Here is a 24,257-nt window from a genome sequence, read left to right as displayed (position 1 = left end):
CCGTCAGGCCCGGCATCACGCCGGGCCATACAAGCCCTGAGTGGGGTGATGCCCCCAGAGCGGATCGCAGCCGATCACAGTCACCCACCCCAATTCGACCCCGATTCGACCCGGCCCACCACCGACGGCGGCCCCTCCTCAAAGCCATCGGACCAGCCAGCGAGGTCCTCCCTCACGGGTGGATCTGGCTGCTGCCCATGCCGCTTCCGAGATGTCTACGGATCTCCACAACCGCACCCGAAGGACACCTTGGCCGCTGAGCGACGCCGAAGCCTCCGGCGCCGCACCGCCAGCGAGACGACTCAATGGCCGTCGACAAACTCCGAAGCATCACGCCGACGCCCCGTCCGTCGTGATCCAAGCCGCACGCAGGCCGTTGCGAACCCGTCCAGCAACGGCCGCCAAGCGGGACCAGTCGCCCTGATGCCGACGTCGGTCCCGTGCGGGAGAGGTGTCTCAGGCCGTGGGCGGGGACACCGGGTGGGTGAGAAGCGCGGCGGTGGTGTCGCTCGCGGCGGCGCCGATGCGGCGGTAGAGCGTCAGGGCCGCGGTCAGGTCGGTGCGGGCCGCCGCCCGGTCGCCGTCGGACGCGTGGCAGCGGGCGATGCCGGCGAGGGCGTTGGCCTCGTCAAGCGGGCTGTTGGCGCGTCGGGCGAGTTCCAGGCTGCGCCGGAACTCGCCGTGTGCCGCGGCGGATCCGGCGGTGGTCAGGAGGAGTTCGGCGATGGAGTGCCGCGCCTCGGCCTCGCCCTGGATGTCGCCGACCTCGCGGAACAGCGCGAGTGAACGTCCGAGGGCGTCGCGGGCGATCCGGTGGCGGCCGGTCGCGTGCCGGGCCCGGCCGAGTTCGAGCAGGGCGTTGGCCTGGCCGTGCGCGTTGCCGAGTCCGCGATGGACGCTCAGGGCCCGGTGAGCCAACTCGATCGCCGCCACCGAGTCGCCGGCCTGCTGGCTGACCCGGCTCAGATGGGTCAGCGCGTTGCCCACCCCGTGCTGGTTGCCGACGGTCTGTTGCAGGTCGAGCGACTGGCAGGTCAGGTCGGCGGCGGCCTGCTGGTCTCCCGTCACGTGCTGGATCCGTCCGAGCAACCGCAGGGCGTTGGCCTGGCCGATGCGGTTGCCGAGGGTGCGGTAGTGGTCCAGGGATCGCTGGGCCACCCGCAGGGCCTCGCGGTAGTCCCCGAGGGCGTAGTGCGCCTGTCCCAGGCCGAACAGGGCGCGCGCCTGGCCGAGCCGGTTGTCGAGGGGTTCGAGCAGTGCGAGTGCCTGTCGGGCCGACTCGGCGGCGGCCGGGTAGTCCCCCACGGAGTAGTTGATGCCGCTGGCGTCGTACAGGGCGTTGGCCTGGCCGAGGCGGCTGTCGAGAGAACGGTAGAGGGAGAGCGCCCGCCCGGTGAGCTCCTCGGCCTCGCGGTAGCCGCCCATCAGATACCTGCACCAGCCCGACTCCCGCACGGCGTCCGCCTGGCCGAGGACGTTGCCGCTGGCCGTCTGACCGTCGAGCGCGCGGTGGAAGAGTTCGGCGGCACCGTGGTAGTCGCCGCCGAGGTACCGCAGCCGACCGAGGTCCGACAGGGCGTCGGCCTCCGTCGTCCGGTCGCCGGAGCGGGCGGCGGCGTCGGCGACGGCCTGGTGCAGGGCGGTGGCCTCGTCCCACGGGCCGTGCTGGCGCAGGAACGCGGCCACGGCGGTGGCCAGTCGGGCCGCTCGATCGGGACGTTCGGTGGCCAGGGCGTGGTGGGCGCAGGCCAACAGGTTGGCGCGGTCGGCGTGCAGCCAGCCCACGCACTGCTGCGGGGAGTCCAGATGAGCACCGGGCGGTCCGGCGGCGAGGTGGTGGCCCGCGGCGGTGAACGCCCGCGGCTCGTCGTGGAGATGGCGGCCGGCCACGGCGGCGGCCCGTTCGTAGTAGTCGAGGAGCCGGTCGGTTGCCGCCGAGCGCTCCCGGTGTGTCTGCTGCTCGGCGGCGAGGTCACGGGCGTAGGTGCGGACGAGGTCGTGCAGGCGGTAGCGGCCGGCGGCGGTGGAGTCGACGAGATGGTCGAGGTAGAGGGCTTCGAGTTCGGACTCGGCCTCGGGCACCGGGAGGCCGGACAGGGCGGCCGTGGCCGGTGCGTCGATGTCGAGGCCGGGGTGCAGGCCGAGCAGCCGGAAGAGACGCTGCCGCGCGGGGGGCAGGGAGTGGTAGGACAGGTCGAAGGCGGCGCGCACCGCCCGGTCGCCCGCGGCGAGTTCCCCGAGCAGGTTCTGTGCGGCGGCGAACTTCTCGGCGAGGGCGGACGGCTCCCAGTGCGGGTGGTGGGCGAACCGACCTGCGAGCAGCGCCACGGCGAGGGGAAGTCGCCCGCAGAGTTCCGTGAGCGTGGCGACCGCGGCGGTGTCGGTGGGGCGCCCGGCCAGGTGGTGGAAGAGCCGGGCCGCGTCGTCGGGCGGGAGCACGCCGAGCGAGAGCGGTGCGGCGCCGTCGAGGGCGGCCAGCCTGCGGCGGCTGGTGATCAGCACCAGGTTCTCCCCGGCGCCGGGTAACAGGGGCTCGACCTGGGCGTGGTCGGCCGCGTCGTCCAGGATGAGCAACAGCCGCTTGTCGGCCACGCGGTGGCGCCACAGGCCGGCGCGCGCGTCCAGTCCCTCGGGCACGTTCCGCGGGTCGAGGCCGGAGGCGAGCAGGAGCGCGGCCAGGGCGTCGACGGGAGCGGTCCGTGGCCGGCCCGGGGTGTGGGCGTGCAGCGGCAGGAACAACTGGCCGTCGGGGAACCGGGAGGCGAGCCGGTGGCCCAGGTGCACGGCGAACGCGGTCTTGCCGACGCCGGCCATTCCGTCCACCGTGTGGATGGCCACCACCCGGGCCGACCGCCCGGCCTCCCACACCCGCGCGATCTCGACCTCGCGGCCGGTGAACGAGGCGATGTCCCGTGGCAGGCTGCGCAGCGCCGCCACCGGGACCTGTGGCGGCGGCGGAAGCGTGACGTTCAGGTCGCGCCCGGCCACGAAGACCCGGGCCGAGCCGCGGGCCCGCACGTCGAACCGCGCCGTCGGGCCGGTGCCCTCCGGGCCGGTGCCTTCCGGGGCGGCGCCGGCCGCTGATGTCGTGTCCACAACCTCTCCCCGCGCGGGCGGTTCGGGAACACGGGCCCACGCGACTCGCACGGTAGAGAGACGAGTTCCCCCACGAAGCGACATCCACAAGCATCACTCGCAAGAGTGAACGCCAGCCCCACTTGGACGCTCGACGCCCGTGTCCGCCAACACACCGAGGAGCCGTCATGCCGCCCGACAGGCGCCGCGGGTGGCACATTTTCAGCAGGAGTTCCCGGTGCCAGCACTCTTGAGCGAGCTTCGTCACAAGGGCCAACGCCTCGACCCGAGTGCCGTGTCCATGAGCCGCGACCTGCGCAGCCTCGGCACGTGGCATTCCGAAGAGAGCGATCGCGTTGGCTATCGCGATCCGGACCTGGTGGAACTGGCCGATCAACGCGGCATGCGCATCGAGTTCGGCCTGCCACAGGGCATCCTCGCGCTGGCCTTCCAACTGCATCCGCACCCCCTTGACGGTGGCGCGAGCCTGGGCCGGCCTGCGAGAAACCCGAGAACGCCGCCGACCACCGCGCCAGCGGTCCCGATGCCCGCGCCGATCAGCGCGGCAACCTCTGGTGTCATGCCGCGATCCTGGCAACGGGCCCCCGGCCGAGCAGACCTGTTGATCCAATCGAAACCCCGCGCGGCCGGGGCGATCTCAACCGAGTCGGGAGTTGCTGTCTATCCTGCGCGATACACACCAACGGACGGTATACATGGGAACCCGTGGGCCTACCCGCCGCGGACCTACTCGGCCAGCGACGGCGCCGACGACTCGGGTAGCTCAAGTGCCTTGATCACGTCCTGCGGAGACGTGGCGAGTTTCGGCTGATGGTCCAGCACGGCTTGCTGGGCCGCGGTCAACTGGAAGACGCTCACGGTCCAGTCGACCTTGACGATCAGCAGCGCGCCGATACGGAGAACAGCGTCCTTCGTCGGCTGAAGCGCAGTGATCACCGGACCGAGGTTCAGCAGCATGGTGGAGGTGATCGTCGCGTCTTGGGCCAGCACCAGCCGGGTGTCAGCGACATGCGCGGCCGTCAATGCGCCCTCTCGCACCACTTCCGAGCGCGCGACGCGCCCCACGGCTGCGCGCATGCGACGAAACCAGGACCCCAAGATCGGGTCCTCCCGCTCCACGATTCTCAGTCCGGCTGACCGCAGCACTTCCTCCACCGCGGACTCGACCTCGCGATGCGCGGCCTCGTCCGAGATATAGATCGTGACCGGTAACGCCGCCGTCTTGGCTCGGCTTTCCCCTCTGGCGCGCTTCTGGGCATCGGAGATCGCCGAAATCAGCTGGCTCTTACGCATCCGCCTGGCGCCCTTGATCCCCAACGCGGCAGCCATCTGCTGCAGCTCGGGCAATGTCCTTCCCGCGAGACCACTGCTCGAACGCCCCTTACGCCGGGGGACAGACCGTCGCGAACTGGAACCGTCCTCGGTTGCGACTGGAGCCTTCGGGTCGTCATCGGTCACAAGCTGTCGCCTACCTTCACCGAATTCGGGCATCCAGAGTTCACAGGCAGCCCTACCCACAACGGAAGCTCCGGCTATCACGGCACGACTGTTCTGGGCCCCTAGCCTCGATCTTTCGTGACGGTCCGTCGGTTCTTTTGGCGGGCCGTTTCGGTTGTTCGGGTCGGTGGTGGTCACTGCGGGACCCGTGATGCGGGCAAGCCGTGCGATCCAGACGGGTGGCGGCCCGCGGAACGGCTTGCGGTGTGCGCGGCGGTGATCCAGAGCCCCGCGGCCACTCTTGGGCGATCGCGGGCAGCGCGGGCAGCGCGGGCAGCGCGGGCAGCGCGGGCGGACGACACGAGCCCGTAGACGATCAGCGAACAGCGGAGCGCCCAAGGGGTGAACCGCGCCGGTCTCACGGGTGCGCTCACGAGGACGAGCGATGCGTCACGGCCGACGCATCGCGCGCACTGGCGCCCTCGGGTCGGTCCGTCGCTCCGGCCCGCTGGTTTTCACTCCTTCGAACGGTTCGCGCTGCGGCGTCACCCACGGCGCCTGCGTGACGTGCAGGATCGTGCACCAGCAGTACGACTGCCGGAATGAGGAGTACGCCCATGAGCTACCTGGCCATCAACAGCTCGAGTGACGACGAGAACAGCGACGGGGACGCCCCCGACGCGTCGGCGGAGGTGCGGGACTTGGTCCGCGATGTCGCTCAGCGGGACGACGTTCCCCAGGACTTGAGGCAGCGCGCCCAGGCGATCGAGAACAAGGAGGGCGCAGGGAAGACCGGCTGATCGCCTCCACCATCTCCCGTCCGGTTCTGGCGCCCCACGGCTCCAGGACCGGCGGCCGGGCTGGCCCGACGCATGCCTCGCAAGAGCCGGCCGAAAACGAGCCGATCTCACACCGCACAGTGCCTACCCGCCTCTTCGCGCCGACCGCTCGGGTCTCCGGCCCTCTGGTTTTCACTCCTTCGGAGTGTTCGCGTGGTGGCGTCGTCCATCGCGTCTGCCTGGTGTGCATGATCGTGCACTGACCACACGTTCTCCACCAGAATGAGGAATTCACGCATGGACACGTTCATCAACCTCTCCAACGCGGGTGACGACGAGAACAGCGACGAGGGGGCCGCTGACACAACGGCGGAGGTGCGGGACTTGGTCCGCGATGTCGCTCAGCGGGACGACGTCCCGCAGGACTTGAGGCAGCGCGCCCAGACGCTCGCTGGCAATGAGCCAGCCCGTACGACCAGCTGATTCTTCCTTCGCCTCCCGTCCGGTCCTGGCGCCACGGTTCCCGGTCCTCTTCGTGCCGCGGGCCCGAGCCATTTGTCCTCCTGGCTGTGTTCGGGTCAGCGAGCAGTTCCCGTCCTGTGTGTTGGAGTGTGTATGCGCGTGAGTGCCCGCCGGCTAGCGGTTGTTCTCCTGCTGTTCGCGTCGTTGATCGGTAGCGCCGGTGGCGTGAGTGCCACCACCGGGCCCGGCGAGCGCTCGGTCGCGGTGGCGGATTCCCTGGCGGCGGTTCCTGGCGAGTACATCGTCACCGTAGAGTCCGGGTTCTCGCCGGAGGCGGTGCTGGACGAACTCGGCGTCCAGCCCCTGTTCACCTACGGCACGGCGCTGCGCGGCTTCGCCGTCCCCCTCACCCCGGTCCAGCTGCGGCTGGCGCGCACGCTGCCCGCTGTCGAGGCGATCGAGGAGAACGCCCGGATCAGCGTCGACACCGTGGCCGCGCCCGCGCCCGTGGCCGAGGTGGCGAGTTGGGGGCTGGACCGGATCGATCAGCGCGACCTCCCACTCGACGACCGGTTCACGGTCACCGGGACCGGCGAGGGAGTCACCGCGTACGTCCTCGACACCGGCATCGAGACCGGCAACGAGGAGTTCGAGGGGCGCGCCACCGTGGGGTTCGACGCCGTCGACGACGGCAACAACGGTCAGGACTGCCACTCCCACGGCACCCACGTGGCGGGCACCGTCGGCGGCCGGACCTACGGCGTGGCACGCGCCGTGTCCCTGGTCGCCGTCCGCGTCCTCGACTGCCAGGGAGAGGGCTCGACAGCCGCCTCCCTCGCGGGCCTCGACTGGATCGCCGCCCACGCCCAGCAGCCGGCGGTGGTGAACGCCTCCCTCGGCGGACCCCCCTCCGAGGCGATCGACGCGGCCGTGAACGCACTCGCCGACCAGGGCGTGCTGCCCGTCGTCGCGGCCGGAAACAGCGCCCAGGACGCCTGCGAGGCCTCTCCCGCCCGCGCGCGGAACGCCCTCACCGTCGGCGCGGTCAACCAGCAGGACCGCCAGGCCAGCTTCAGCAACCACGGCACCTGCCTTTCGCTGTACGCGCCCGGCGTCTCGATCGTGTCCGCCAAGCTCGGCGGCGGATCCAGCACTCTCAACGGCACCTCCATGGCCGCGCCCCACGTCGCCGGAGCCGCCGCCCTCCTCCGAGAGCGGGATCCCCAGGCCACTCCCCAGGACATCATCGACCGGCTCACGGCCGACTCCACCAAAGACGTCCTCACCCGCCTCGGCCCCAACTCACCCAACCAACTCCTCTACACCAACGGCCTGTGACGCCAGCGGAACCTCCCTGGCTCGCGCCGCATCCACCCGCGAACGCCCGCTGTCGTTTCGCCGCACTCCACGGCCTGATCGCAGGCCGTCGGTACGCCCGACAGCGAGCACGGCGTCTCCCGCAGCGTCCTTCTGAGAGCTGCCATCCGCTCGGAGGTTTCGTTGGGAGTGTCGGGAGCGGGCCTGGATCGTTGGGAGGGGTGCGGCTCGGGCGTGGTCTCCGTGGCGCGATCTAGAGGGAAGCGCCGGGATCGGGTCCCGGCTGAAGGAGGGACGTGATGCACGTGGAGACGCGGAACGTGGGCAGCGGCGCGCGGAAGTCGGCCAGGCGGACCGCGGTGGTGAGCGCGGTGGTCGGTGCGGCGGCCGGCGCGGCGTTGGTTCCGGCCGGTGCCGCTCAGGCCAGCGTCGTCGGGATCGGGAACGCGGTGTTCGGCAACACCTGTGTCCTACAGGGCGACGCGCAGGCCACGGGCAGCACCGTTTCCGGCAGCGGAGCGGGGGGCGGCAACAACGTCGGCCTGCCGTTGAACCTGTCACGTCAGCAGTGCGGGAACAGCGGCATCGTCTGTACCGCGCTGTTCAGGGCGAACGTCTGAGCAGCGGCGGACAGAGGCGGTCGGGATGTCTTCGGAAGTGTCGTTGGAGGACGCCGCGGTGCGGGAGCTGCTGGCGCTGAGCGGGCGCGGGCTGCCCCTGCTGCGGGAGTGGGCTCGCGAGGACCCGAACTGCGGCGTGGCCCGCGCGCTGCTGATGCTGGCAACGGGCGACGGTCTCAGCGACGCGGCCTTGAAGCAGGAGCTGGTGGTCGCGCACCGGGACGCGCGGGCCGTCGGACCACGACAGGCGAGCCTGGTCCACGGGGTGTTCCTCCACACGCACCGGCACTACCGGCTGACCGCCGATCACCTGGTGAGGCACTTCGCGCAGTGGCCGACGGACGAGGTGGCCGGGCTCATGCTGGGCGCGTTCCACGACTGCGGGGACCCCGCCTACCGCGAACACGGCGACGCCCTGGTCGAGAAGCAGTACGCCGCGGCCGGCCCGGACAGCTGGACCTGGGCGAGTTGGCTGGCCTCGGTACGGGCGGAACAGGGCCGGGTGGAAGAAGCCCACGAGCTGGCCGAGCGAGCGCTGGCCCGGTATCCACGCTCCGGCGTGGCAGCGCACGCCCGCGCGCACGCCGAGCACGAACTGGGCGTCGGCCCTGCCGCCGTCTCCTTCCTCGACCAGTGGCTGGCAGTGGACCCGGGGGCGATGAACTTCGGTCACCTCAACTGGCACGCCGCCCTCCAGTCGATCGCCTGCGGAGACTTCCCCGACGCGCGCCGCCGGGCGGACACCGCACTGGCCCATTCCGACGTCGGCATGCGCGCGGCGACGAACTGGCGCCTGCTGCTCATCGGCCAGTCCCCGGCCGGCCGCTGCGACCTGCGGCTGGTACGGGAGTTGTTGTCCGCGCCGGGCGGGATGGCGGAGGTCTTCCACACCTTCAATCTGGCCCTGGCCCTGGCGGTGGAGACCGCGACCGACGACCTCAACGCCCTGGCCCACCAAGCGGCCGCCGACCAGCGCCCCGACTACCGCGACGTGCTGGCCCCGGTCGCCGAGGCCCTCGCCCACCTCACCTCGGGCCACCCCGGGGCGGCGGTGGACCTGCTGGCGGGCCTGGGCGAGAGAGTCGAACGACTCGGCGGGGTACGGGTGGAACGGGAGATCGTCCAGGACACCCTCGCACGCGCCCTGACCGACATCGGCGAACACGCCCGCGCGGCCGATCTGCTGCACCACCGCGTCACCACGCGCCACCACCACACCTACGAAGACCTCCTCCTCACGACAACGGAGAACGCGGACGCCGGTCACCCCATCCAGCAGCGCGGGGCGCCTCCCGCCGACGCGCACGCCAGCTTTACCAGGTCGCCCCGGTAGGGCCTGGAAACGCGGCTACGGCTGGGGCACCGCGGTGAACTCCACCGTCATCCATGCCCCTCAGCAGGTGGCGGGGAGCCGTGCGCACGCTGCCACCCGCGCCGACGCGCTCGGCCACCACCAGTCAGCACTCGTTCCGACGCGGCAGGCCGCCGACACCGCGGCCCGGCACGCTCCGCTGATCACTCGGGCCGACACCCAGTCCCAACTCGCCGTCACCCAGGCGCATCTCGACAACCGGCCCGGAGCGGCTGACCGAAGCGTCCATCGCGACGGCCGGCCACGAAGTACTGGCAGAACGTCGCTGGCCGCGTGAAGCCTGTGCCCGGCCTACGGCCCGCGCGGCGGTCGCAGCCGCGGTGACGAACGTGGTCGACGTGTGAAGACGCGCCACCCAGCGCACCGGCCGCCAAGCCACCCACGCCGTCCTTGCCGACGACCTGGCTTGGGAAACGATCGGAAGACCTTGGGCATGACCGCGGATGAGGCACACTCGCGCCTGATCAGGTACCACTTTCGGCACTGACGAGCCATCCGCCAGGGATACGGCGGCCGCTGCGGCCGGCGGTGTTGGCCCTGACCGTGCCCCCTGAGAAGCGGGGCGGTACCGCGAACCGTCATGGCGTTCGCGAGGAGGGCCAACCATGACTCCGTGGTGAAGGGGTTCGGCGAGCGGGGTCAGACAGCTGCCGTGTCCTCGTCGTGGGTCTGGTGGGGAAGCGTCGAAGCGTCGGCGAGTGCGGCGGAGCGGCCGGTGCCGGCGGCGGTGATGGCCTGGCGGTAGCTGTGGTCCACGACGTCGCCGGCGGCGAAGACGCCGGGGATGCTGGTCCGGGTGGTCGGCGACTCGACCCGGAGGTAGCCCTCGGGGTCGAGGTCCAGCTGACCCTTGAACAGCTCCACCCGCGGGTCGTGGCCGATGGCCACGAAGAGGCCGGTGACCGGAAGCGCGGAGGTCTCGCCGGTGCGGGTGTTGCGCAGGGACAGCCCGGAGAGCTTGCCGTCGGTGCCCTGGATCTCGGCGACCTCGCTGTCCCAGATGAACTTGATCTTGGGGTCGGCGAAGGCGCGCTCCTGCATGGCCTTGGAGGCGCGCAGGGTGTCCCGGACTCGCGGTGGTCGAGCAGCACCTGGCCCCGAGGTGGCCCTCACGTCCTCCGCCACACCGGCGTGACGCGGGGCGCCGAGTGGTGACGGTCCTGCTCGGCGCCCCGGTGCTCAGGCTCGCTTGAGGCGTTTGTCGAGGGTTTCGGCGGAGAGCGCGTAGGGGTGCGGCTCGACGTCGAAGGCGGACTCGGTGCTCGCGTTGCGCGGGATGCCGAGGCGGTCGAAGAGCAGCGCGCGGGCGCGCTTGTCGTTCTCGGATTCCTGGATGGCGTAGGTGAGCACGTCGTCGATGAGTTCCTCGGGCACGATGATGGCGCCGTCGCCGTCGGCGACGACCAGGTCGTCGGGTCGGACGAGCTGGCCGCCGATCTCGACGGGCATGCTGTGGCCGCCCCACTCGACCCGCCCCTGGTACATGGGCTGGACGATCCAGCGGGACCAGATGGGGATCGCCTTCTGCTCCAGCGTCTCGTCGGAGTCGCGGGTGCCGCCGTTGGTGAGCACGCCGCGGGCGCCGAGGGCGGCCCAGATCATGGAGTCCATGGAACCCACGGCGGGGGTCGGTGTGTTGCAGGTGTCGACGACGAGGAAGGAGCTCTCGTCGAACTGGTCGGCGAGGTTGTTGGCGAACACCTCGCCGTACCAGTACTCGTAGGCCCACTTGGTGTAGTCGCCGGGCGCCATGGTGGGGACGGTCTGCTGGGTGGGGATGTGGCGGCAGGTGACGGCGAAGCCGGCGGCCTTGGTGCGCCACAGCGGCCGGATCTCGGGCGAGACGGTGCCGACGTTGTGCCGACCGACCCAGTCCAGGCCGTCGCGGACGTCGGTGACCCGGAGCTTGGCGACGGTGTCGAGGATTTCCTTCTTGCGCGCGCTGGAGAGCGCCATGGCGTGTGACCCTTTCTCGGTCTGTGTTCGGTATGACCTGCGTGGCGCGACGGCCGGGTTCAGAGCGTGCGGTCCGGCGCATCACCTCCCTTCGGGGTTGCCTGGGCCGTCTGCTCCAGGTCGGCGAGTTGTCGGACCCGTCGGCGGAAGTCCGGCTCGGTGCTGAAGCGCGCGGCGAGGTAGGCGGCGAGCGCGTCCTCGGCGATGCGGGGCCCGACGATCCAGGCGCCGAGGCAGGCGACGTTGACGTCGTCGTGCTCGACGCCTTGCCGGGCGACATGGGTGTCGTGGATGACGGCGGCGCGGATTCCGGGCACCTTGTTGGCGGCGATGGCGGCGCCGACGCCGGTGCCGCAGACGAGGACGCCGCGGTCGGCGCGGCCGGAGGTGATCAGGTCGGTCACCCGCTGTGTCATGAGCGGGAAGTCGACGGGGCTGCCGTCGCTCGTGCCGACGTCGATCGCCTCATGGCCGAGGCGACCCACGGTGTCCACGATCAGCGGCTTGAGCGGAAATCCGGCGTGGTCGTTGGAGATGGCGATGCGCATGGTGGGCTCCTAGCCGCGTAGGCCGGTGGTGGCGATGCCTTCGACCAGCAGCTTCTGGAAGGCGATGAAGACGCCGAGAACCGGCAGGAGGGAGAGGACCGACATGGCGAACAGGGCGCCGAAGGCCGAGCTCGAGGTCGTGTCGATGAAGGAGCGGATCGCCAGCGGGACGGTGTAGAGCTCGGGGTCGGTGAGGTAGATCAGCGGGGTGAAGAAGTCGTTCCAGCTGTAGATGAAGGTGAAGATGGCGGTGGTGGCCAGGGCGGGCTTGGCCAGCGGCAGGATGACGCGGAAGAAGATGCCCAGGTGCCCGCAGCCGTCGAGGCGGGCGGCGTCGTCGAGTTCCCGCGGTATGGCGCGGAAGAACTGCACCAGCAGGAAGACGAAGAACGCGTCGGTGGCCAGCAACTTCGGGACGACGAACGGCAGATAGGTGTCGATCCAGCCGAGCTCGCGGAACATCATGTACTGCGGGATGAGGATGACGTGGTGCGGCAGCATCAGCGTGCCGATCATCACGGCGAACCACAGCCTGCGCAGCGCGAAGTCGATCCTGGCGAACGCGTACGCCGCCAGCGAGCAGGCGATCAGGTTGGCCGCCACGCACATCGCGGCGACGGCGAACGAGTTGAGCATGAAGCGGCCGAACGCCACCCCGGAGACTCCCCGCCACCCCTCGACGTAGCCGTCCACGGTGAAGTCGTCGCCCGGCCAGATCCCCGGGTCGGCGATCGCGCCGTCCGCCCGGAGGGAAGCGCCGATCATCCAGGCCAGCGGGTAGAACATGGCGACGCCGAGCGCGATGAGCGTGAGGTGCCGCAGGAACTGTCGGGGGTTCGTCGGGCGGGGCGGCCCCGCCGGGCGCTTGCGCCTGGCGGTGAGCTGGTGCGTGGTCATCGTTCGTCTCCGTAGAACACGACGCGGCGGCTCAGCGCGAACAGGCCGGCCGCGCAGGCGGCGACGAGCGCCAGCAGCACCCAGCCGAGCGCGGAGGCGTAGCCCATCTCGAAGTCGACGAAGCCGCGTTGGTACAGGTAGAGGGTGTAGAAGAGGGTGGAGTCGGCCGGCCCGCCGGTCCCGTTGCTGACGATGTAGGCGGTGTTGAACGCCTGGAAGGCGCCGACCATGTTCATCAGGACGTTGAAGAAGATCACCGGGCTGAGCAGCGGCAGGGTGATGGACCAGTAGCGGCGGGCCCGGCTCGCGCCGTCCACCGCCGCGGACTCGTAGAGCTCGGCGGGGATCTGCCGCAGCCCGGCCAGATAGATGATCATGGCGGCGCCGAACTGCCAGACGTTGAGGATGACCAGTGTGTACAGCGCGGTGTCGGGGGTGCCGATCCACGAGTGGCTCGTGTCGACTCCCAGGCTGCCGAGCGCGTTGTTCAGCAGCCCGTCGCCCTCGAAGAGGAAGCGCCACAGGATGGCGATGGCGACGCTGCCCCCGATCAGCGAGGGCACGTAGAACACGGCCCGGTAGATCGTCAGCCCGCCGATGCCCCGGTTGAGGAGGCCGGCGAGGAACAGGGCGAAGACCTGGACCAACGGCACCGACGCGACGAGGTAGGTGAGCGTGACCGTGAGGGACGCCCAGAACCGCGGGTCGTCGGTGAGCATCCGCCGGTAGTTCTCCGTCCCGGTCCACTCGGGGGTGCCGAGCACGGAGTAGTCGGTGAAGGAGAGATAGAGCGAGGCGATCATCGGGCCACCGATGATCAGGACGAAGCCGAGCAGCCAGGGGCTGAGGAAGAGGTAGCCGGCGAGGTTGTCGCGCCGGCCCCGGCGTGGGCGCCGGCCGGGGGCCGGCGGAGCCGCAGGTCGGCCGGGTGGGCGTCGCGTCGTGGTGGTCATCGGGATGTCTCCGTTCCTCGGCCGGGCGTCAGTCCAGCGCCCGGTCGGCGGCGGCGAAGAAGTCCGAGGCGGCGTCCGCCACGCTGACCTGGCCGAAGGCCACCTCCTGGTACAGGCGGGTGAGTTCGGTGGTCAGCGTGCTCAGACCTGACGGGTAGGTGGTGGTGGTCAGGTCCCCGGCCTCGGTGAGCTCGCGCAACGTCGTCACGTTGCGCCGCACGCCCTCGGGCGTCTCCTGGTCCTCCAGCAGCGCCTCCTGGGCGCGGGTGTTGCTGAGGATGCCGTTGTCGGACTGGAAGGCGAGCGCCGCGGCCGTGTCGTTGACGAAGAAGTCGACGAACGCCGCGGCCGTGCCGACCTGGTCGCAGCCCATGGGGATCGAGATCCCGTTGGTGCCGAGCACGTTGGCCGAACGCCCGGGGTCCGGGCTCGGTATGGAGACCTCGGCGACGCGGGAACCCCGGCCGGCCGCGCTCAGGGCCTGCTCGGTGATGTGGAGGTGCGGGATGTCGCGCGTGCCCGCGGCCGCGGTCCCCTGGGCGAGCGGCGTGAGCTCCAGCGCGCCGGTCTGCTCGGGCAGCATCTCCACCGGGACGGTGACGCCGTCGGCGGTCAGGTCGAGCCAGAACCGGAACCAGTCCTCCAGGAGTTCCCGGTCGAAGCCGAGCCGGTCCCCGTCGAACATCTCCTCGCCGTGCCCGATCACCCAGGAGGTGAACGAGAACATGTTGGACGCCTCGATCTCCGTGGCGTACACGCCCTCGGGAAGCCCGGCCTGGACCTCGTGCAGCCAGCTCGCGTACGCGTCCCACGTCATGTCGTCCGTCGGCGCGGGCGCCCCGCTCTCGGCGACCAGGTCCACGTTGTAGCCGAGCAGGCGGGCGAAGGTGCCGGTCGGGATCATGTACTGGGTGCCGTCGACGCGCCCGGCCTCCAGCACCTCGGCAGGGATGTTCGAGACGTCGATCTCGCCGTCCTCGATCAGGTCGTCCAGCGGGCGCAGCACGTCCTGCTCGCCGTAGCGGGTGTAGAAGGTGGACTGGACGCCGACCGCGCAGGACAGCCCGCCGCCCGCGGCCCGCACCGTCATCCGCTCGACGTAGTTCTGGTACTCGGCGACCTCGGCCGAGACGTCCGCGTCCTGGTGCGTCGCGGCGAACAGGTCGATGACCGCGTCCACCTTCTCGGCTCGGGTCGGATTGCCCCAGAACGAGTAGGTGATCGAGCCGTCGGCCCTGCCGGTCGAGGCGACGGGGTCGGCGCTTCCGCATCCGGCGAGCGCGAGGCTGGTGACGGTGGCCGACGCGACCATGGCCGACAGCCGCCGCGGATGGGTGGTTCGCATCGTGCTCCTCCTCTTCGTTGAGCAGTGGGGACGGGGCGAGACGTGATCGGGTCAGCGGCGGTCGGCGGGGAGCGCGGCGAGGATGTCGTCGACCTCGCCGAGGGTGGGGAAGGACGCCTGGGCGCCCGCCCGTTGGACCGAGAGCGCCGCGGCCACGGTGGCCGTGCGGACGGCCTCGGCCAGCTCAGCCCGCCTGGCCAGGGCGGCGGCGAGAAAGCCGACGAAGGCGTCGCCGGCGCCGGTGGTGTCCACCGGCGCCGGCACCGGGTGCGCGGGCACCGCCACCAGCCGGCCGTCGCGGGTGCGGCAGCGCGCCCCACGAGCGCCGAGGGTGACGACGACCGCGCAGCCGAACCTTGCGCCGAGCGCCGGCGCCAGGTCGTCGGCCTCCCGGCTGGCGCGCCCAGCCCGCTCGCCGAGCGCCGCCCTGGCCTCGGACTCGTTGACGACCAGCAGGCCGGCGGCGCGCAGGGTGCGCTCGGGCAGCGCGACGAACGGGGCGAGGTTGAGGATCAGGTACGAGCCGCGCCGGCCGGCGACCTCGACCGCACGGTTCACGGCCGGGGCGGGGATCTCGCACTGGACGACGACGATGTGCGCGGGGGTGGCGTCGGCCAGCGCCGCCTCGACGGTGTCGGCGTCGAGGACGGCGTTGGCGCCGGCGGCCACGACGATCGCGTTCTCGCCCGAGGCCGCCACGGTGACGACGGCCAGCCCGGTGCGGGCGTCCGAGTGCCGGCCGACCCACCGGGTGTCGATGCCCGCGGCCGCCAACGCGGCGTGCAGCCGGGCGCCGCGATCGTCGCCGCCGAGCATCGCGACGAACCGGGTGTCGGCGCCGGCCCGGGCGGCGGCGACCGCCTGGTTGGCGCCCTTGCCGCCGGCGGTGACCGTGCTGGATCCGGCCAGGACGGTCGCGCCCGGGGCGGGCAGCTCGTCAACGGTCAGAACGTGGTCCTCATTGGCCGAACCAATGACGAGAACGTGTCCCTTTTGTACGGATGAGGGCATCATCGCCTCCCAGATCCAGCCATTCCATTCGTGTAGACCGGGAATCTACTCGAATTGAATGACGGCGCAAGGGGTGCTGCGAGCCGACTTCCGAGGGTGACCGACGGGCTACCGGGAGGCGGAGTCGCCCTCGCGGCAGCCGCACGACTCGCGACACACGAGGTCGAACTCGTGGTGATCCAGCCGGCTCACCGTGCCGGGATCGGCGTCCAGCGCCGCCGAAAGCGCTTCCCTGGCGATGGCGGCGACGGGCTGCTCGACGGCGGTCAGGCGGGGCACCGCGAAGCCCGTCAGGTCCGTCCCCTCGCCACTGACCACCGCGAGATCGTCAGGGACCACGACGCCCCGGTCGCGTGCCGCCCGGAGCACGCCGACCGCCAGCGAGTCGGTCGTGGCGAACACGGCGGTCGGCCGGTCCGGCCGGTCGAGCAGCTCGATGGCCGCGGCGTGCCCGGCGGCGCGGGCCGCCCGGGCGGACCACACGTCCTCCGGCCGGGGCTCCAGACCGTGCTCCCGCAGCGCGCCGGCCCAGCCCTCCCGCTGCCGCCGCCCGGCGACATGCGCCTCATCGGCCCCGATGAGGCCGACGCGCTGGTGCCCGTGCTCGATGAGGTGCGCGGTGGCCACGCGGGCGCCCTGCACCGCGACCTCGGGCCGGTCGACGACGACGATCGGGATGCCGAGCACCTGGAGCGGAGCGAAGTCCTGCAACGGATCGGTGCTCATGAGGATCACGCCGTCGACCCGCCGCTCGGCGAGGCTGGCCAACTGGGCGCGCTCACGCTCGGGGCGCCACGAGGTGGTGGCGACCAGGAGCTGGTGGCCGGAGTCGAACGACAGCTCCGACAGGTGCTGGGTGATCGCCCCGAAGTACGGCTGCCCCAGGTCGGGGACGACGAGCCCGAGCGAGTGCGTCTTCCTGGTGCGCAGATACCGCGCCATCGCGTCGCGCTGGTACCCCAGCTCGGCGATCGCCGCCAGCACCCGCTCCCTGGCCGCCGCGGAAACCGGCCGCGGCCCGTTGTTGATCACATAGGAGACGACCGCAGGCGACACACCCGCGGCCCGAGCCACGTCGTCGCGGGTAACGGCCATGACCACAGCCTACGGCCGAGGCGGGCGGCCACCGCCGCCCGGGATCGAAGCGAGCACGCCATGGCGTTGCTCCGACGCCACTTGCCTGCGGATGCCGTGTACGCGTACCAGCCGGTCCAGGACCGCACCGCGCCCGAAGCCCCCGCCCCCCGAGGGGGACATTTCGCCCTTATCGGCGACAAGGTCTTCGCCCCTCGAAGTCCGTTCACGTCAGAAGATGAACTCTTGAACCTGCCCCCTCTCGACTTAAAGGATCTCGGTGAACTGGGAGGAGGACCTCCTGTACGTCGAGGAACAGCGACAGCGAGGGCAGTCCAAGCAGCTCGAGACGAAGTCCAGCTACGCCACCATCCCGGTGGACCACTTCCTCATCGAGCGCCCGGCCGAGCACGTCGACCGGTTCCCCCCGGATGGCCACGGTGACCGCCCGGTCCGAACGCCGAAGACGCGCACAGGGCTACGTGCCGCCGCCCGACGAGGGCCTGATCGTCACCGACCGCTACGGACGGCCCGTGCAACGCGGCGACTTCAACCGGAAGTTCCGGGCCGCCGTGGAACTGGCGGGGCTAGGGCCTGTCTTTTGGATCTTCGTGGATCAGGCCGCGGCGTCAGATGCGGTGCATCGCAAGGCGCCGGATCGCAGCTCATACTTGGCCGTATTCGCGCGATTCGGTAACGCAGCGAGGTGCCGTAGCTGGCGTCGCGGCCCCACGAAGATCCGGAAGACAGGCCCTAGCTGAGTTGCCTGCGCGTCACGCTTGTCTTCCTACCGGATCCGCCTTCCGGGCGGATCCGGATCGGAAACATTGATCACGACATCTCACAGTCCCTGGGGGTGCTGATCGGTCAGGACCTCGTCCGCGTCGTCACCTTGTGCCGCCGGAGGAACGCGTCGACGAGCCCGTCGGTGAATTCGTGGCTGATCGGTTCGTCGGTCACCAGCACGCGGTAGTAGAGAGGGCCTACGAGCTGGTCCGTCTCGGCCGCCATGTCGAGGTCCGCGGGCAGCTGGCCCCTGTCCACGGCCCGCTCCAACGGCAGGCGGTCGCGGCGGCGTTGCCCGTCGAGGTATCGGGACCGGAAGTCCTGGGCGAACACCGGATCGTGCTGCGCCTGGGCGATCAGCGCCTTGAAGACGGCGCCGGGGTCGGACTCACTGAGGAACCACGCCAGTCGGCGCAGATAGTCGCGCAGGTCGAGGGCGATGTCGCCGGAATCGGGAGCCGTAAGATCCTCGGTCGCGTCTTGGAGGAAGGCGTCCATCAGGACGTCGGTCTTACTCTTCCACCAGCGGTAGATGGTCTGCTTGGCCACACCGGCCCGTGCGGCGATGCCCTCCATCGTGACGCCCGCGAAACCCTTCTCGACGAGCAGGCCGTCGGCCACCCGCAGTACCGCCAGCCGGGCCTGTTCGCTGCGTCCGTGCCGGTTGCCGTGGTGACGCCGCCCCGATCCGCCGGTGCCGCTCGCCTCGGCGGCGTTTGTCGCAGGTGCCATTTCGCCTCCCGCCGGTCAGAGTATCCCCCCCTAGGCGTGACGCAACGTTGCGTCTATTCTAGCTCCCATGACACACACCCACACGCTTGCCGACCCCCGCATCGAGGCAGCCCTCGGCCGGATGTTCGAGCGAGCCGAGCAGGACGACGTCACTGCCGCGCGCGTCAGGGCGCAGCTGCCCGGCGGGTTCGCGCCGCTGACACCCCAGCAGCACGCCGACGCCGTGGCGGAGGTCTACATGCCGATCTCCGCCAGAGGCGGGGAACTGCTGTACAACCTGGTCCGGGCCGTCCGCCCGGCCACGGTCGTCGAGTTCGGCATGTCCTTCGGGATCTCCACGCTGTACCTGGCCGCGGCCGTACGGGACAACGGCACCGGACGCGTCATCACCACGGAACTCAGCAAGGACAAAATCGCAGCAACCCGCCGGACCTTCACCGAGACCGGCCTGGACGACCTGATCACCATGCTGGAGGGAGACGCCCGCGACACCCTCCGCGGCCTCGACGACCCCGCGGACTTCGTCCTGCTGGACGGCTGGAAAGAGCTGTGCCTGCCCGTCCTGCGGCTTCTCGAGCCGCGTCTGCGTCCCGGCACACTCGTCGTGGCCGACGACGTCGACCTGAGCAGTCTGCGGCCGTACCTCGACTACGTACGCGACCCGGCGAACGGATACCAGAGCGTTACGTTCCCCGTCGAGGACGGCATGGAGATCAGCTGCCGCCTCTGAGCGGCGCGGCGAAGCACACCCGGCCGGATCGAGACGAACCACCGCGCCCGCGCATATCCACCGCCACTGCCAGGCCCGCGTGCAGCCCGCGTGGCCGGTGCCTCGTGCGAGCAGCCGATTGATCACGACATCACACGGGCCCTAGCGGAGAACTTCCGACTCAGGTCACTAGATCTCCCCGAACAGTTGCTGGACGGGAACGGGCGGGTCAGCTGCCCGGCGGGCACGCTGGTGGTCGCGATGGGAATCCACCAGGTAGGTCAGTAGCGCGGGGCACGGCACAGGGCCTCGGGCTCCCGGATGCGCGCGTAGCGCTTGAACCAGAGCCCACCGCAACACGCCACGGCCAGTTCGAGATGATCAACTCGGTGCTGCCGGTCTTCGCAGAGGAGTTGACCGCGGCGACTACAGCAAGCCCGCGTCCTCGGTAAGTCTGTTCCTGGCGGGAGTCGCCCACGACCAAGAACCCGGCACCGAACGCATGACCCGGGATCCGCGTGTACTGCCCGAGACGACTGAGGTTGAACTCCGCGACATCACGAGTTCAACCTCAGGAGGAGCCGGCCCGGCGAGGGAGGGTCACGACGACGGTGAGGCCGCCTGCCGGGTTGGGGTGGGCGGTCACCTCTCCCCGGTGGGCGTGGGTGACGGCGCGGACGATGGACAGACCGAGGCCGGATCCCTCGGCGGTGACCAGGCGTTCGGTGCGCAGGCGGCGGAAGGGCTGGAAGAGGGCCGGGATGTCGTAGGGGGGTATCTCGGGTCCGGTGTTGCTCACTTCGATCTCGACGTGCTCCTCGCGGGTACGGCTCGTGATGCGGACCCATCCGTCGGAGGTGGCGGTGTTGTGCCGGATGCCGTTGTCGGCGAGGTTCTGCACGATGCGTTCGAGGAGCAGCGGGTCACCGGCCGTCCAGGCGGTGCCGGGCTGGGCATACAGGGTGACGCCGGCCCGCTCCGCTTCCGCGGTGCTCTGGGTGACCACATGGGTGACGACCTCTGCCAGGTCGACCGGTGCCGGCTCCGGGATGTGGTTCTCCGCGCCGGCCAGCAGCAGCAGGCCGGAGATGAGCCGCTCGTGCCGGTCGTTGATCTGCAGGAGTTCTTCGCCGAGTTCCTTGACGTCCTCGGACGCGGTCTTGCGGTGGATGGCCATCTCCGCCAGCGCACGGCCGAGGGTGAGGGGGGTGCGCAGCTCATGGGAGGCGTTGGCGACGAAGAGGCGCTGGCCGTCGAAGGAGCGGTCGAGGCGTTCGACCATGGTGTCGAAGGCGTCGGCCAGATCCTTCACCTCGTCCCTGGGGCCGGCGAGGGCGATGCGCTCGTGCAGGCTGCGGTCCGCGGTCGGGGCGGCGGCGATACGGCGGGCGGTATCGGTGACTTGGTGGAGGGGAGCCAGGACGCGGCCCGCGATGAGCCAGCCGAGCCCGCCGGCCGCGGTGGCGACGACGGCGAGGGCGATGCCGCCCAGCGTGAGCAGCGAGGTGACAGCGGCGTCGTTGAGCCGTTCCCGCTCCGACTCCTCGAACGCCGAGAGCCCGGGCGGCGGTTGAGCATCGCCGCGCGGCGCCGGTGAAGGTGCTTCCTCGATGCCGCCGGAGCTGACGCTGAGCGGGCCGCCGTTGCCAAGTTGCTGACTGAACAGGACATAGGTGACTCCGAGCAGCACGACCCCGGCGGCCAGGAACAGGCTGCCGTAGACCAGCGTCAGACGGGTGCGCAGGGTCAGCCGGCCGGGCTTGAGCCGGAGCCTGCCACGGCCGCGAAGCCGGTCGCGGAGAGTGCGGGGAGCGCGTGCGTCGGCGTGCGTCATCGGATGCGGTACCCCACCGCGGTGACGGTCTCGATGACGGGCGGATCGCCGAGCTTGCGGCGCAGCTTGAGGATGGCGACGCGGACCACTCCGGTGAAGGGGTCGATGTGTTCGTCCCAGGCCTTCTCCAGCAGCTGCTCGGCGGAGACGGCGGCACCGCCCGCCGCCAGCAGCTCGGCCAGCACGGCGAACTCCTTGTTGGTCAGCGCGATGCCCTGCCCGTCACGGGTCACCTCGCGGGTGGTGGGATCGAGGGTGATGCCGGCGCGCCGGAGCACCGGCGCCGAGGTGGCGCGGGTGCGGCGGCCCAGGGCGAGGACCCGGGCGGCGAGTTCGGGGAGCGCGAACGGTTTCGTCAGATAGTCGTCGGCGCCGAGGGAGAGGCCGGAGACGCGATCGGTGACGGCGGTGGAAGCGGTGAGCATGAGCACACGCGCCGGGGAACCGCCGTCGACGAGGTGGCGGCACACGTCGTCCCCGTGCACCCGGGGCAGGTCGCGGTCGAGGACGACGACGTCGTAGTCGTTGACGCCGGTGCGCTCCAGGGCTGCCGCGCCGTCGTAGACGATATCGACGGCGTGCGTCTCCTCGCGCAGCCATTCCGCGATCGTGTCGGCGAGCCGCCGTTCGTCCTCCACCACCAGCACCCGCATGGTCGGTGATCCTTTCGCCGGGGCCGGGCCCTCATTGTCCCGGGTGGGATGGCCTCCGCCGGGCGGCAGGGGCAGAGATCCGGGGGTGCCGGCACGGCGGCCGCCGTGCCGGCACCCCCGGGCCGTGCTCAGCCCTCCTGGTAGTGCGTCTCCGGCTCCCCGCCGTCACTCGGCGCGGCGCCGTCGTCGTTGAAGCTGGGCTGCCCGTCGTCCTCCGTGACGTCGGTCAGGCCCCTCTCCTCCGGCCCCGTGCGCGGGTCCGAGCTCTTGTTGGACTCGATCCGCTGCTCCTGTGCCTCCCCGGCGTTCCCGCCGTCCTCGGAGGCGAACGCCGCCCCGGCGCCCCCCATCGCCAGGGCCGCGACGGCCGCGACGGCCACGATCAGCTTCCCGCGCTTCTTCATGATGACTTTCCTCTCAGTGGTGTGTTGCCGGCATCCAGGTCGTTCGAGGCCGGCACTGAGAGATACAACAGCCTCAGCTGTTAACCCACCGTTACCGAGGTTGAACGCGTGATGCCGTCTCGTTGTTCAGGCGGGTCGGACGGTCAGGCCGGTCTCGGTGAGGCAGCCATCCATGAGGTGGCTGCGGTACTGGATGTGTCGTAAGCCGCGTCGGATTCCCCGACGACCTGCTCCTCGCCCAGCGCGAGGTACCCCGCACGTACACGGCCCTCGCTGCTGCCGCGCCCCCGCCGAACGCCACCCAACGGCGGCGCAGACTCCTGCCCTTGACCAGCCACATCGCCTGGCACCCGTCTGCGGATCCTGGCGGGCCGCGCCGACCAGCGCGGTTCCCAGGCCGTTGCCCAAGCCGTACGTGGCCTGGCTTCCGAGCCAAGGCTTCGGTCCCTGGTCATGGGCGAGATCGTCGATCGGGCCGAAAGTGAGAACCCCACGATCCGGCAGGCCGGCACGCGAGCGTTCCTGGCACTGACCGAACTGACCGGTGAAGCGCCACTGGCGCTCTCTCTGGCGGAAGACCTGCTCGACGAAGGCGGCTCGGGCCTTGAGGACCAGATCTTCGTTCGAGGATGGAGGGTGGCCTGGCGCCACGAACCCACTGCCGATCAAGCCAAGACGTCCCTGACCGCATGGCTGGATACCCCATCGGTCCCCGACGACCACGCTGTGGAGATCGCCGTGGCCGTCCAGACCGGCAATCTCATGGACCCCCGTACAGCAGATCTCCTGGTGGGCCAAAGCGCCACGACGCAGGAAGGCCGCGCCCGCCGGGTCGAGGTGTTCAACCGGCTCCTGCCCACTGTGCCAGAACAGGCTTCGTCGTCCCAGAAATCAGAGGATCCCGGCGCACAAGTCGCGGCTGAAGGGGTGCTGGCCGAGCCCGCCGCATGAGCCTGTTCGCCTGGCGCCGCAGAGCCTCGGGGCCGTCCCCGTCCGCAGGCGACACGGTGACGGCCCCGGCCACCCGCGAAGCGGGAACCGCCTTCAGCATGAGTGACGAGCACATGCCCAGTCACGTGCCGAGCCTTCACTTCACCGTCTGCATCGACGGCACATGGCGCCTGGCCGACGGCCCCCCGCCCCAGCACCACGCGCCGGCCTCGCTCGCACGAGACCACCTGCGTGAGCAGGCGGCTCGCATCCTCAAGCGCCACAACGTCCTGGAGATCCCTGCCGCAGAGGACGCGGTGAACGCTGTCATCGCCCGCCCGCTCTCCCCCGAGCCCGGGATCATCGTGCACGGCACGGTCCGTCTGACGGTCTCGGACACCGACGTCACTCTCGCCGAGGAGCACCTCCGACGCACACGACAAGACGCCTTCGGCCGCCTGGACGCCGACTACGACAACGCCGGAGTGCGGAGCCCCGACGTGGAGACGGCCGACGCCGACGGCGCCGAGTTCGACCGTGTGCGGTCGTTTGAGCGGGTCGGCGGACCAGCGGGTCAGAAGGTCACGTCGCTGCACATGAAGTAGATCTGGTCGGCGTGGGAGGCTTTCCAGATCGTGTAGACGACGTGGTGGCCGGTGCGGCCTGGCGCGCTGACGTCGACCGTGTAGTGCTCGGCGGGCGCGTAGCGGTCGGTCTCGGCGACCAACTCCAGGTCGCCCCAGTCCAGGGCATCGGTGGTGGCGTCGTAGCCCTGCTCGGTGACGTAGACCCGCAGGTAGTCGGCGCCGTGCCTGGCCAGGTCGTAGACGTCGACGGTGAAGTCGTTGTCGACCTCGGTGGTCCACCAGGGGCCCGGGGTGTCCATGGCCGCGAATTCGGAGTTGTAGGTGTGGCCGGCGCTACAGAGCTGGTTGTCGGGGATGAACGCCTGGAAGTCACCGCCGGTGCCCTCGCGGAACAGGCCGGTCCAGCCCCACATGGCGCTGGGCCTCTCCTGCCACGCCCGGTAGCACATGGGATCCTGCTCCCCCACTTCCGGGTCCTGCCAGTTGTACTCCCAGCGCAGCATGCAGCCGTAGACGCGGGAGACGGGGTCCTGGACCGATCCGTGGGCGGAAGCGGTCGGGGTCGACCAGGGGCTGGCGACCACGATGGCCACGGCCAGGGCCGCCGTTACCACGGCGGCTACGAGGGCGCGGGGGGTCCAGGTCCGCGCCTCGGTTCGCTGGTGTCGAGGGGTTGACATCACGGCTCTCCTCTATGCATGCCCATGGCATGCGCGGGTGGGTGTCCCAGCCCTCCGCTCCGGCGAGGCTAGTGC

Annotated in this window: 22 protein-coding genes and 2 pseudogenes; 8 read left to right on the top strand and 16 right to left on the bottom strand. The window is 70.7% G+C overall.

Annotated elements, in window-relative coordinates:
* Positions 1-456 precede the first annotated feature (456 nt).
* Together ACYVPE_RS09635 and ACYVPE_RS09630 are read right to left on the bottom strand one after the other, a co-directional pair.
* Positions 457-3,096: an ATP-binding protein gene (locus ACYVPE_RS09635; RefSeq protein ID WP_461033038.1), complete on the bottom strand. Its 2,640-nt coding sequence runs from the start codon at positions 3,094-3,096 to the stop codon at positions 457-459.
* Positions 3,097-3,822: 726 nt separating this feature from the next.
* Positions 3,823-4,443 carry a Rho termination factor N-terminal domain-containing protein gene (locus ACYVPE_RS09630; RefSeq protein ID WP_461033037.1) on the bottom strand — a complete coding sequence of 207 codons (621 nt, stop codon included), beginning with the start codon at positions 4,441-4,443 and terminating at the stop codon, positions 3,823-3,825.
* A gap of 707 nt (positions 4,444-5,150) precedes the next feature.
* Between ACYVPE_RS09630 and ACYVPE_RS09625 the strand changes: the two genes are divergently transcribed.
* The 5 genes from ACYVPE_RS09625 (at position 5,151) to ACYVPE_RS09605 (ending at position 9,044) form a co-directional block, all read left to right on the top strand.
* Complete coding sequence (locus ACYVPE_RS09625; RefSeq protein WP_461033036.1) at positions 5,151-5,333, top strand: hypothetical protein; 183 nt, start codon at positions 5,151-5,153, stop codon at positions 5,331-5,333.
* A 276-nt stretch (positions 5,334-5,609) separates the two neighbouring features.
* Complete coding sequence (locus tag ACYVPE_RS09620; protein ID WP_461033035.1) at positions 5,610-5,795, top strand: hypothetical protein; 186 nt, start codon at positions 5,610-5,612, stop codon at positions 5,793-5,795.
* A 132-nt stretch (positions 5,796-5,927) separates the two neighbouring features.
* Complete coding sequence (locus ACYVPE_RS09615; RefSeq protein WP_461033034.1) at positions 5,928-7,112, top strand: S8 family peptidase; 1,185 nt, start codon at positions 5,928-5,930, stop codon at positions 7,110-7,112.
* A 278-nt stretch (positions 7,113-7,390) separates the two neighbouring features.
* Complete coding sequence (locus tag ACYVPE_RS09610) at positions 7,391-7,711, top strand: chaplin family protein (protein ID WP_461033033.1); 321 nt, start codon at positions 7,391-7,393, stop codon at positions 7,709-7,711.
* 25 nt (positions 7,712-7,736) lie between these two features.
* Positions 7,737-9,044, top strand: a complete 1,308-nt coding sequence (locus ACYVPE_RS09605; protein ID WP_461033032.1) for a tetratricopeptide repeat protein — start codon at positions 7,737-7,739, stop codon at positions 9,042-9,044.
* Between the two features lie 678 nt (positions 9,045-9,722).
* Here ACYVPE_RS09605 and ACYVPE_RS09600 read toward each other — a convergent pair.
* The 9 genes and pseudogenes from ACYVPE_RS09600 to ACYVPE_RS09560 all read right to left on the bottom strand — a co-directional run.
* A pseudogene (locus tag ACYVPE_RS09600) lies at positions 9,723-10,151 on the bottom strand (NAD(P)/FAD-dependent oxidoreductase); the annotation flags it as partial.
* Positions 10,152-10,262: 111 nt separating this feature from the next.
* The gene (locus tag ACYVPE_RS09595; protein ID WP_461033031.1) at positions 10,263-11,039 is read right to left on the bottom strand and encodes an RraA family protein; all 777 of its coding nucleotides are present in this window, start codon (positions 11,037-11,039) and stop codon (positions 10,263-10,265) included.
* A 59-nt stretch (positions 11,040-11,098) separates the two neighbouring features.
* Positions 11,099-11,587 carry an RpiB/LacA/LacB family sugar-phosphate isomerase gene (locus ACYVPE_RS09590; RefSeq protein WP_461033030.1) on the bottom strand — a complete coding sequence of 163 codons (489 nt, stop codon included), beginning with the start codon at positions 11,585-11,587 and terminating at the stop codon, positions 11,099-11,101.
* A 9-nt stretch (positions 11,588-11,596) separates the two neighbouring features.
* A complete protein-coding gene (locus ACYVPE_RS09585) occupies positions 11,597-12,484 on the bottom strand; it encodes a carbohydrate ABC transporter permease (RefSeq protein ID WP_461033029.1) in 888 nt (295 codons plus the stop codon).
* Entirely contained in the window at positions 12,481-13,437 is a 957-nt protein-coding gene (locus ACYVPE_RS09580; protein WP_461033028.1) for a carbohydrate ABC transporter permease, read from the bottom strand. Before ACYVPE_RS09580 ends, ACYVPE_RS09585 begins: the two co-directional genes overlap by 4 nt.
* A gap of 28 nt (positions 13,438-13,465) precedes the next feature.
* Complete coding sequence (locus ACYVPE_RS09575; protein ID WP_461033027.1) at positions 13,466-14,782, bottom strand: ABC transporter substrate-binding protein; 1,317 nt, start codon at positions 14,780-14,782, stop codon at positions 13,466-13,468.
* Between the two features lie 51 nt (positions 14,783-14,833).
* Positions 14,834-15,793 (bottom strand): ribokinase, encoded by a 960-nt coding sequence (locus ACYVPE_RS09570; RefSeq protein WP_461033026.1) that lies wholly within the window; start codon positions 15,791-15,793, stop codon positions 14,834-14,836.
* A 108-nt stretch (positions 15,794-15,901) separates the two neighbouring features.
* Positions 15,902-16,888 carry a LacI family DNA-binding transcriptional regulator gene (locus tag ACYVPE_RS09565; protein ID WP_461033025.1) on the bottom strand — a complete coding sequence of 329 codons (987 nt, stop codon included), beginning with the start codon at positions 16,886-16,888 and terminating at the stop codon, positions 15,902-15,904.
* 846 nt (positions 16,889-17,734) lie between these two features.
* The gene (locus ACYVPE_RS09560; protein WP_461033024.1) at positions 17,735-18,385 is read right to left on the bottom strand and encodes a TetR/AcrR family transcriptional regulator; all 651 of its coding nucleotides are present in this window, start codon (positions 18,383-18,385) and stop codon (positions 17,735-17,737) included.
* A 67-nt stretch (positions 18,386-18,452) separates the two neighbouring features.
* On the opposite strand from ACYVPE_RS09560, the gene ACYVPE_RS09555 reads away from it, so the two are divergent.
* A complete protein-coding gene (locus ACYVPE_RS09555; RefSeq protein WP_461033023.1) occupies positions 18,453-19,115 on the top strand; it encodes an O-methyltransferase in 663 nt (220 codons plus the stop codon).
* Positions 19,116-19,665: 550 nt separating this feature from the next.
* Here ACYVPE_RS09555 and ACYVPE_RS09550 read toward each other — a convergent pair.
* From ACYVPE_RS09550 to ACYVPE_RS09535, 4 genes and pseudogenes are all read right to left on the bottom strand, one after another.
* The gene (locus tag ACYVPE_RS09550; protein WP_461033022.1) at positions 19,666-20,928 is read right to left on the bottom strand and encodes a sensor histidine kinase; all 1,263 of its coding nucleotides are present in this window, start codon (positions 20,926-20,928) and stop codon (positions 19,666-19,668) included.
* A complete protein-coding gene (locus ACYVPE_RS09545; protein ID WP_461033021.1) occupies positions 20,925-21,581 on the bottom strand; it encodes a response regulator transcription factor in 657 nt (218 codons plus the stop codon). The genes ACYVPE_RS09550 and ACYVPE_RS09545 overlap by 4 nt, the downstream gene beginning before the upstream one ends.
* Before the next feature lie 128 nt (positions 21,582-21,709).
* Entirely contained in the window at positions 21,710-21,985 is a 276-nt protein-coding gene (locus tag ACYVPE_RS09540; RefSeq protein WP_461033020.1) for a hypothetical protein, read from the bottom strand.
* A gap of 126 nt (positions 21,986-22,111) precedes the next feature.
* Positions 22,112-22,201: pseudogene (locus ACYVPE_RS09535) on the bottom strand (transposase); the annotation flags it as partial.
* 237 nt (positions 22,202-22,438) lie between these two features.
* Between ACYVPE_RS09535 and ACYVPE_RS09530 the strand changes: the two are divergent.
* Both ACYVPE_RS09530 and ACYVPE_RS09525 read left to right on the top strand, forming a co-directional pair.
* Entirely contained in the window at positions 22,439-22,936 is a 498-nt protein-coding gene (locus ACYVPE_RS09530; protein WP_461033019.1) for a hypothetical protein, read from the top strand.
* 98 nt (positions 22,937-23,034) lie between these two features.
* Positions 23,035-23,520, top strand: a complete 486-nt coding sequence (locus ACYVPE_RS09525; RefSeq protein WP_461033018.1) for a hypothetical protein — start codon at positions 23,035-23,037, stop codon at positions 23,518-23,520.
* On the opposite strand, the gene ACYVPE_RS09520 is transcribed toward ACYVPE_RS09525, so the two are convergent.
* The gene (locus ACYVPE_RS09520) at positions 23,490-24,182 is read right to left on the bottom strand and encodes a lytic polysaccharide monooxygenase (RefSeq protein WP_461033017.1); all 693 of its coding nucleotides are present in this window, start codon (positions 24,180-24,182) and stop codon (positions 23,490-23,492) included. The genes ACYVPE_RS09525 and ACYVPE_RS09520 overlap by 31 nt on opposite strands.
* Positions 24,183-24,257 lie beyond the last annotated feature (75 nt).

The organism is Streptomyces mayteni (genome assembly GCF_054783955.1).
The sequence above is the reverse complement of the archived record's forward strand: the minus strand, read 5'-3'. Positions and strand labels throughout refer to the sequence as shown.

Excerpts from the sequence above, each read along its gene's own strand:
- ACYVPE_RS09625 (WP_461033036.1), top strand. The coding sequence starts at position 5,151 with ATGAGCTACCTGGCCATCAACAGCTCGAGTGACGACGAGAACAGCGAC.
- ACYVPE_RS09620 (WP_461033035.1), top strand. The coding sequence starts at position 5,610 with ATGGACACGTTCATCAACCTCTCCAACGCGGGTGACGACGAGAACAGC.
- ACYVPE_RS09615 (WP_461033034.1), top strand. The coding sequence starts at position 5,928 with ATGCGCGTGAGTGCCCGCCGGCTAGCGGTTGTTCTCCTGCTGTTCGCG.
- ACYVPE_RS09610 (WP_461033033.1), top strand. The coding sequence starts at position 7,391 with ATGCACGTGGAGACGCGGAACGTGGGCAGCGGCGCGCGGAAGTCGGCC.
- ACYVPE_RS09605 (WP_461033032.1), top strand. The coding sequence starts at position 7,737 with ATGTCTTCGGAAGTGTCGTTGGAGGACGCCGCGGTGCGGGAGCTGCTG.
- ACYVPE_RS09595 (WP_461033031.1), bottom strand. The coding sequence starts at position 11,039 with ATGGCGCTCTCCAGCGCGCGCAAGAAGGAAATCCTCGACACCGTCGCC.
- ACYVPE_RS09590 (WP_461033030.1), bottom strand. The coding sequence starts at position 11,587 with ATGCGCATCGCCATCTCCAACGACCACGCCGGATTTCCGCTCAAGCCG.
- ACYVPE_RS09585 (WP_461033029.1), bottom strand. The coding sequence starts at position 12,484 with ATGACCACGCACCAGCTCACCGCCAGGCGCAAGCGCCCGGCGGGGCCG.
- ACYVPE_RS09580 (WP_461033028.1), bottom strand. The coding sequence starts at position 13,437 with ATGACCACCACGACGCGACGCCCACCCGGCCGACCTGCGGCTCCGCCG.
- ACYVPE_RS09575 (WP_461033027.1), bottom strand. The coding sequence starts at position 14,782 with ATGCGAACCACCCATCCGCGGCGGCTGTCGGCCATGGTCGCGTCGGCC.
- ACYVPE_RS09570 (WP_461033026.1), bottom strand. The coding sequence starts at position 15,793 with ATGCCCTCATCCGTACAAAAGGGACACGTTCTCGTCATTGGTTCGGCC.
- ACYVPE_RS09565 (WP_461033025.1), bottom strand. The coding sequence starts at position 16,888 with ATGGCCGTTACCCGCGACGACGTGGCTCGGGCCGCGGGTGTGTCGCCT.
- ACYVPE_RS09560 (WP_461033024.1), bottom strand. The coding sequence starts at position 18,385 with ATGGCACCTGCGACAAACGCCGCCGAGGCGAGCGGCACCGGCGGATCG.
- ACYVPE_RS09555 (WP_461033023.1), top strand. The coding sequence starts at position 18,453 with ATGACACACACCCACACGCTTGCCGACCCCCGCATCGAGGCAGCCCTC.
- ACYVPE_RS09550 (WP_461033022.1), bottom strand. The coding sequence starts at position 20,928 with ATGACGCACGCCGACGCACGCGCTCCCCGCACTCTCCGCGACCGGCTT.
- ACYVPE_RS09545 (WP_461033021.1), bottom strand. The coding sequence starts at position 21,581 with ATGCGGGTGCTGGTGGTGGAGGACGAACGGCGGCTCGCCGACACGATC.
- ACYVPE_RS09540 (WP_461033020.1), bottom strand. The coding sequence starts at position 21,985 with ATGAAGAAGCGCGGGAAGCTGATCGTGGCCGTCGCGGCCGTCGCGGCC.
- ACYVPE_RS09530 (WP_461033019.1), top strand. The coding sequence starts at position 22,439 with ATGGGCGAGATCGTCGATCGGGCCGAAAGTGAGAACCCCACGATCCGG.
- ACYVPE_RS09525 (WP_461033018.1), top strand. The coding sequence starts at position 23,035 with ATGAGTGACGAGCACATGCCCAGTCACGTGCCGAGCCTTCACTTCACC.
- ACYVPE_RS09520 (WP_461033017.1), bottom strand. The coding sequence starts at position 24,182 with ATGTCAACCCCTCGACACCAGCGAACCGAGGCGCGGACCTGGACCCCC.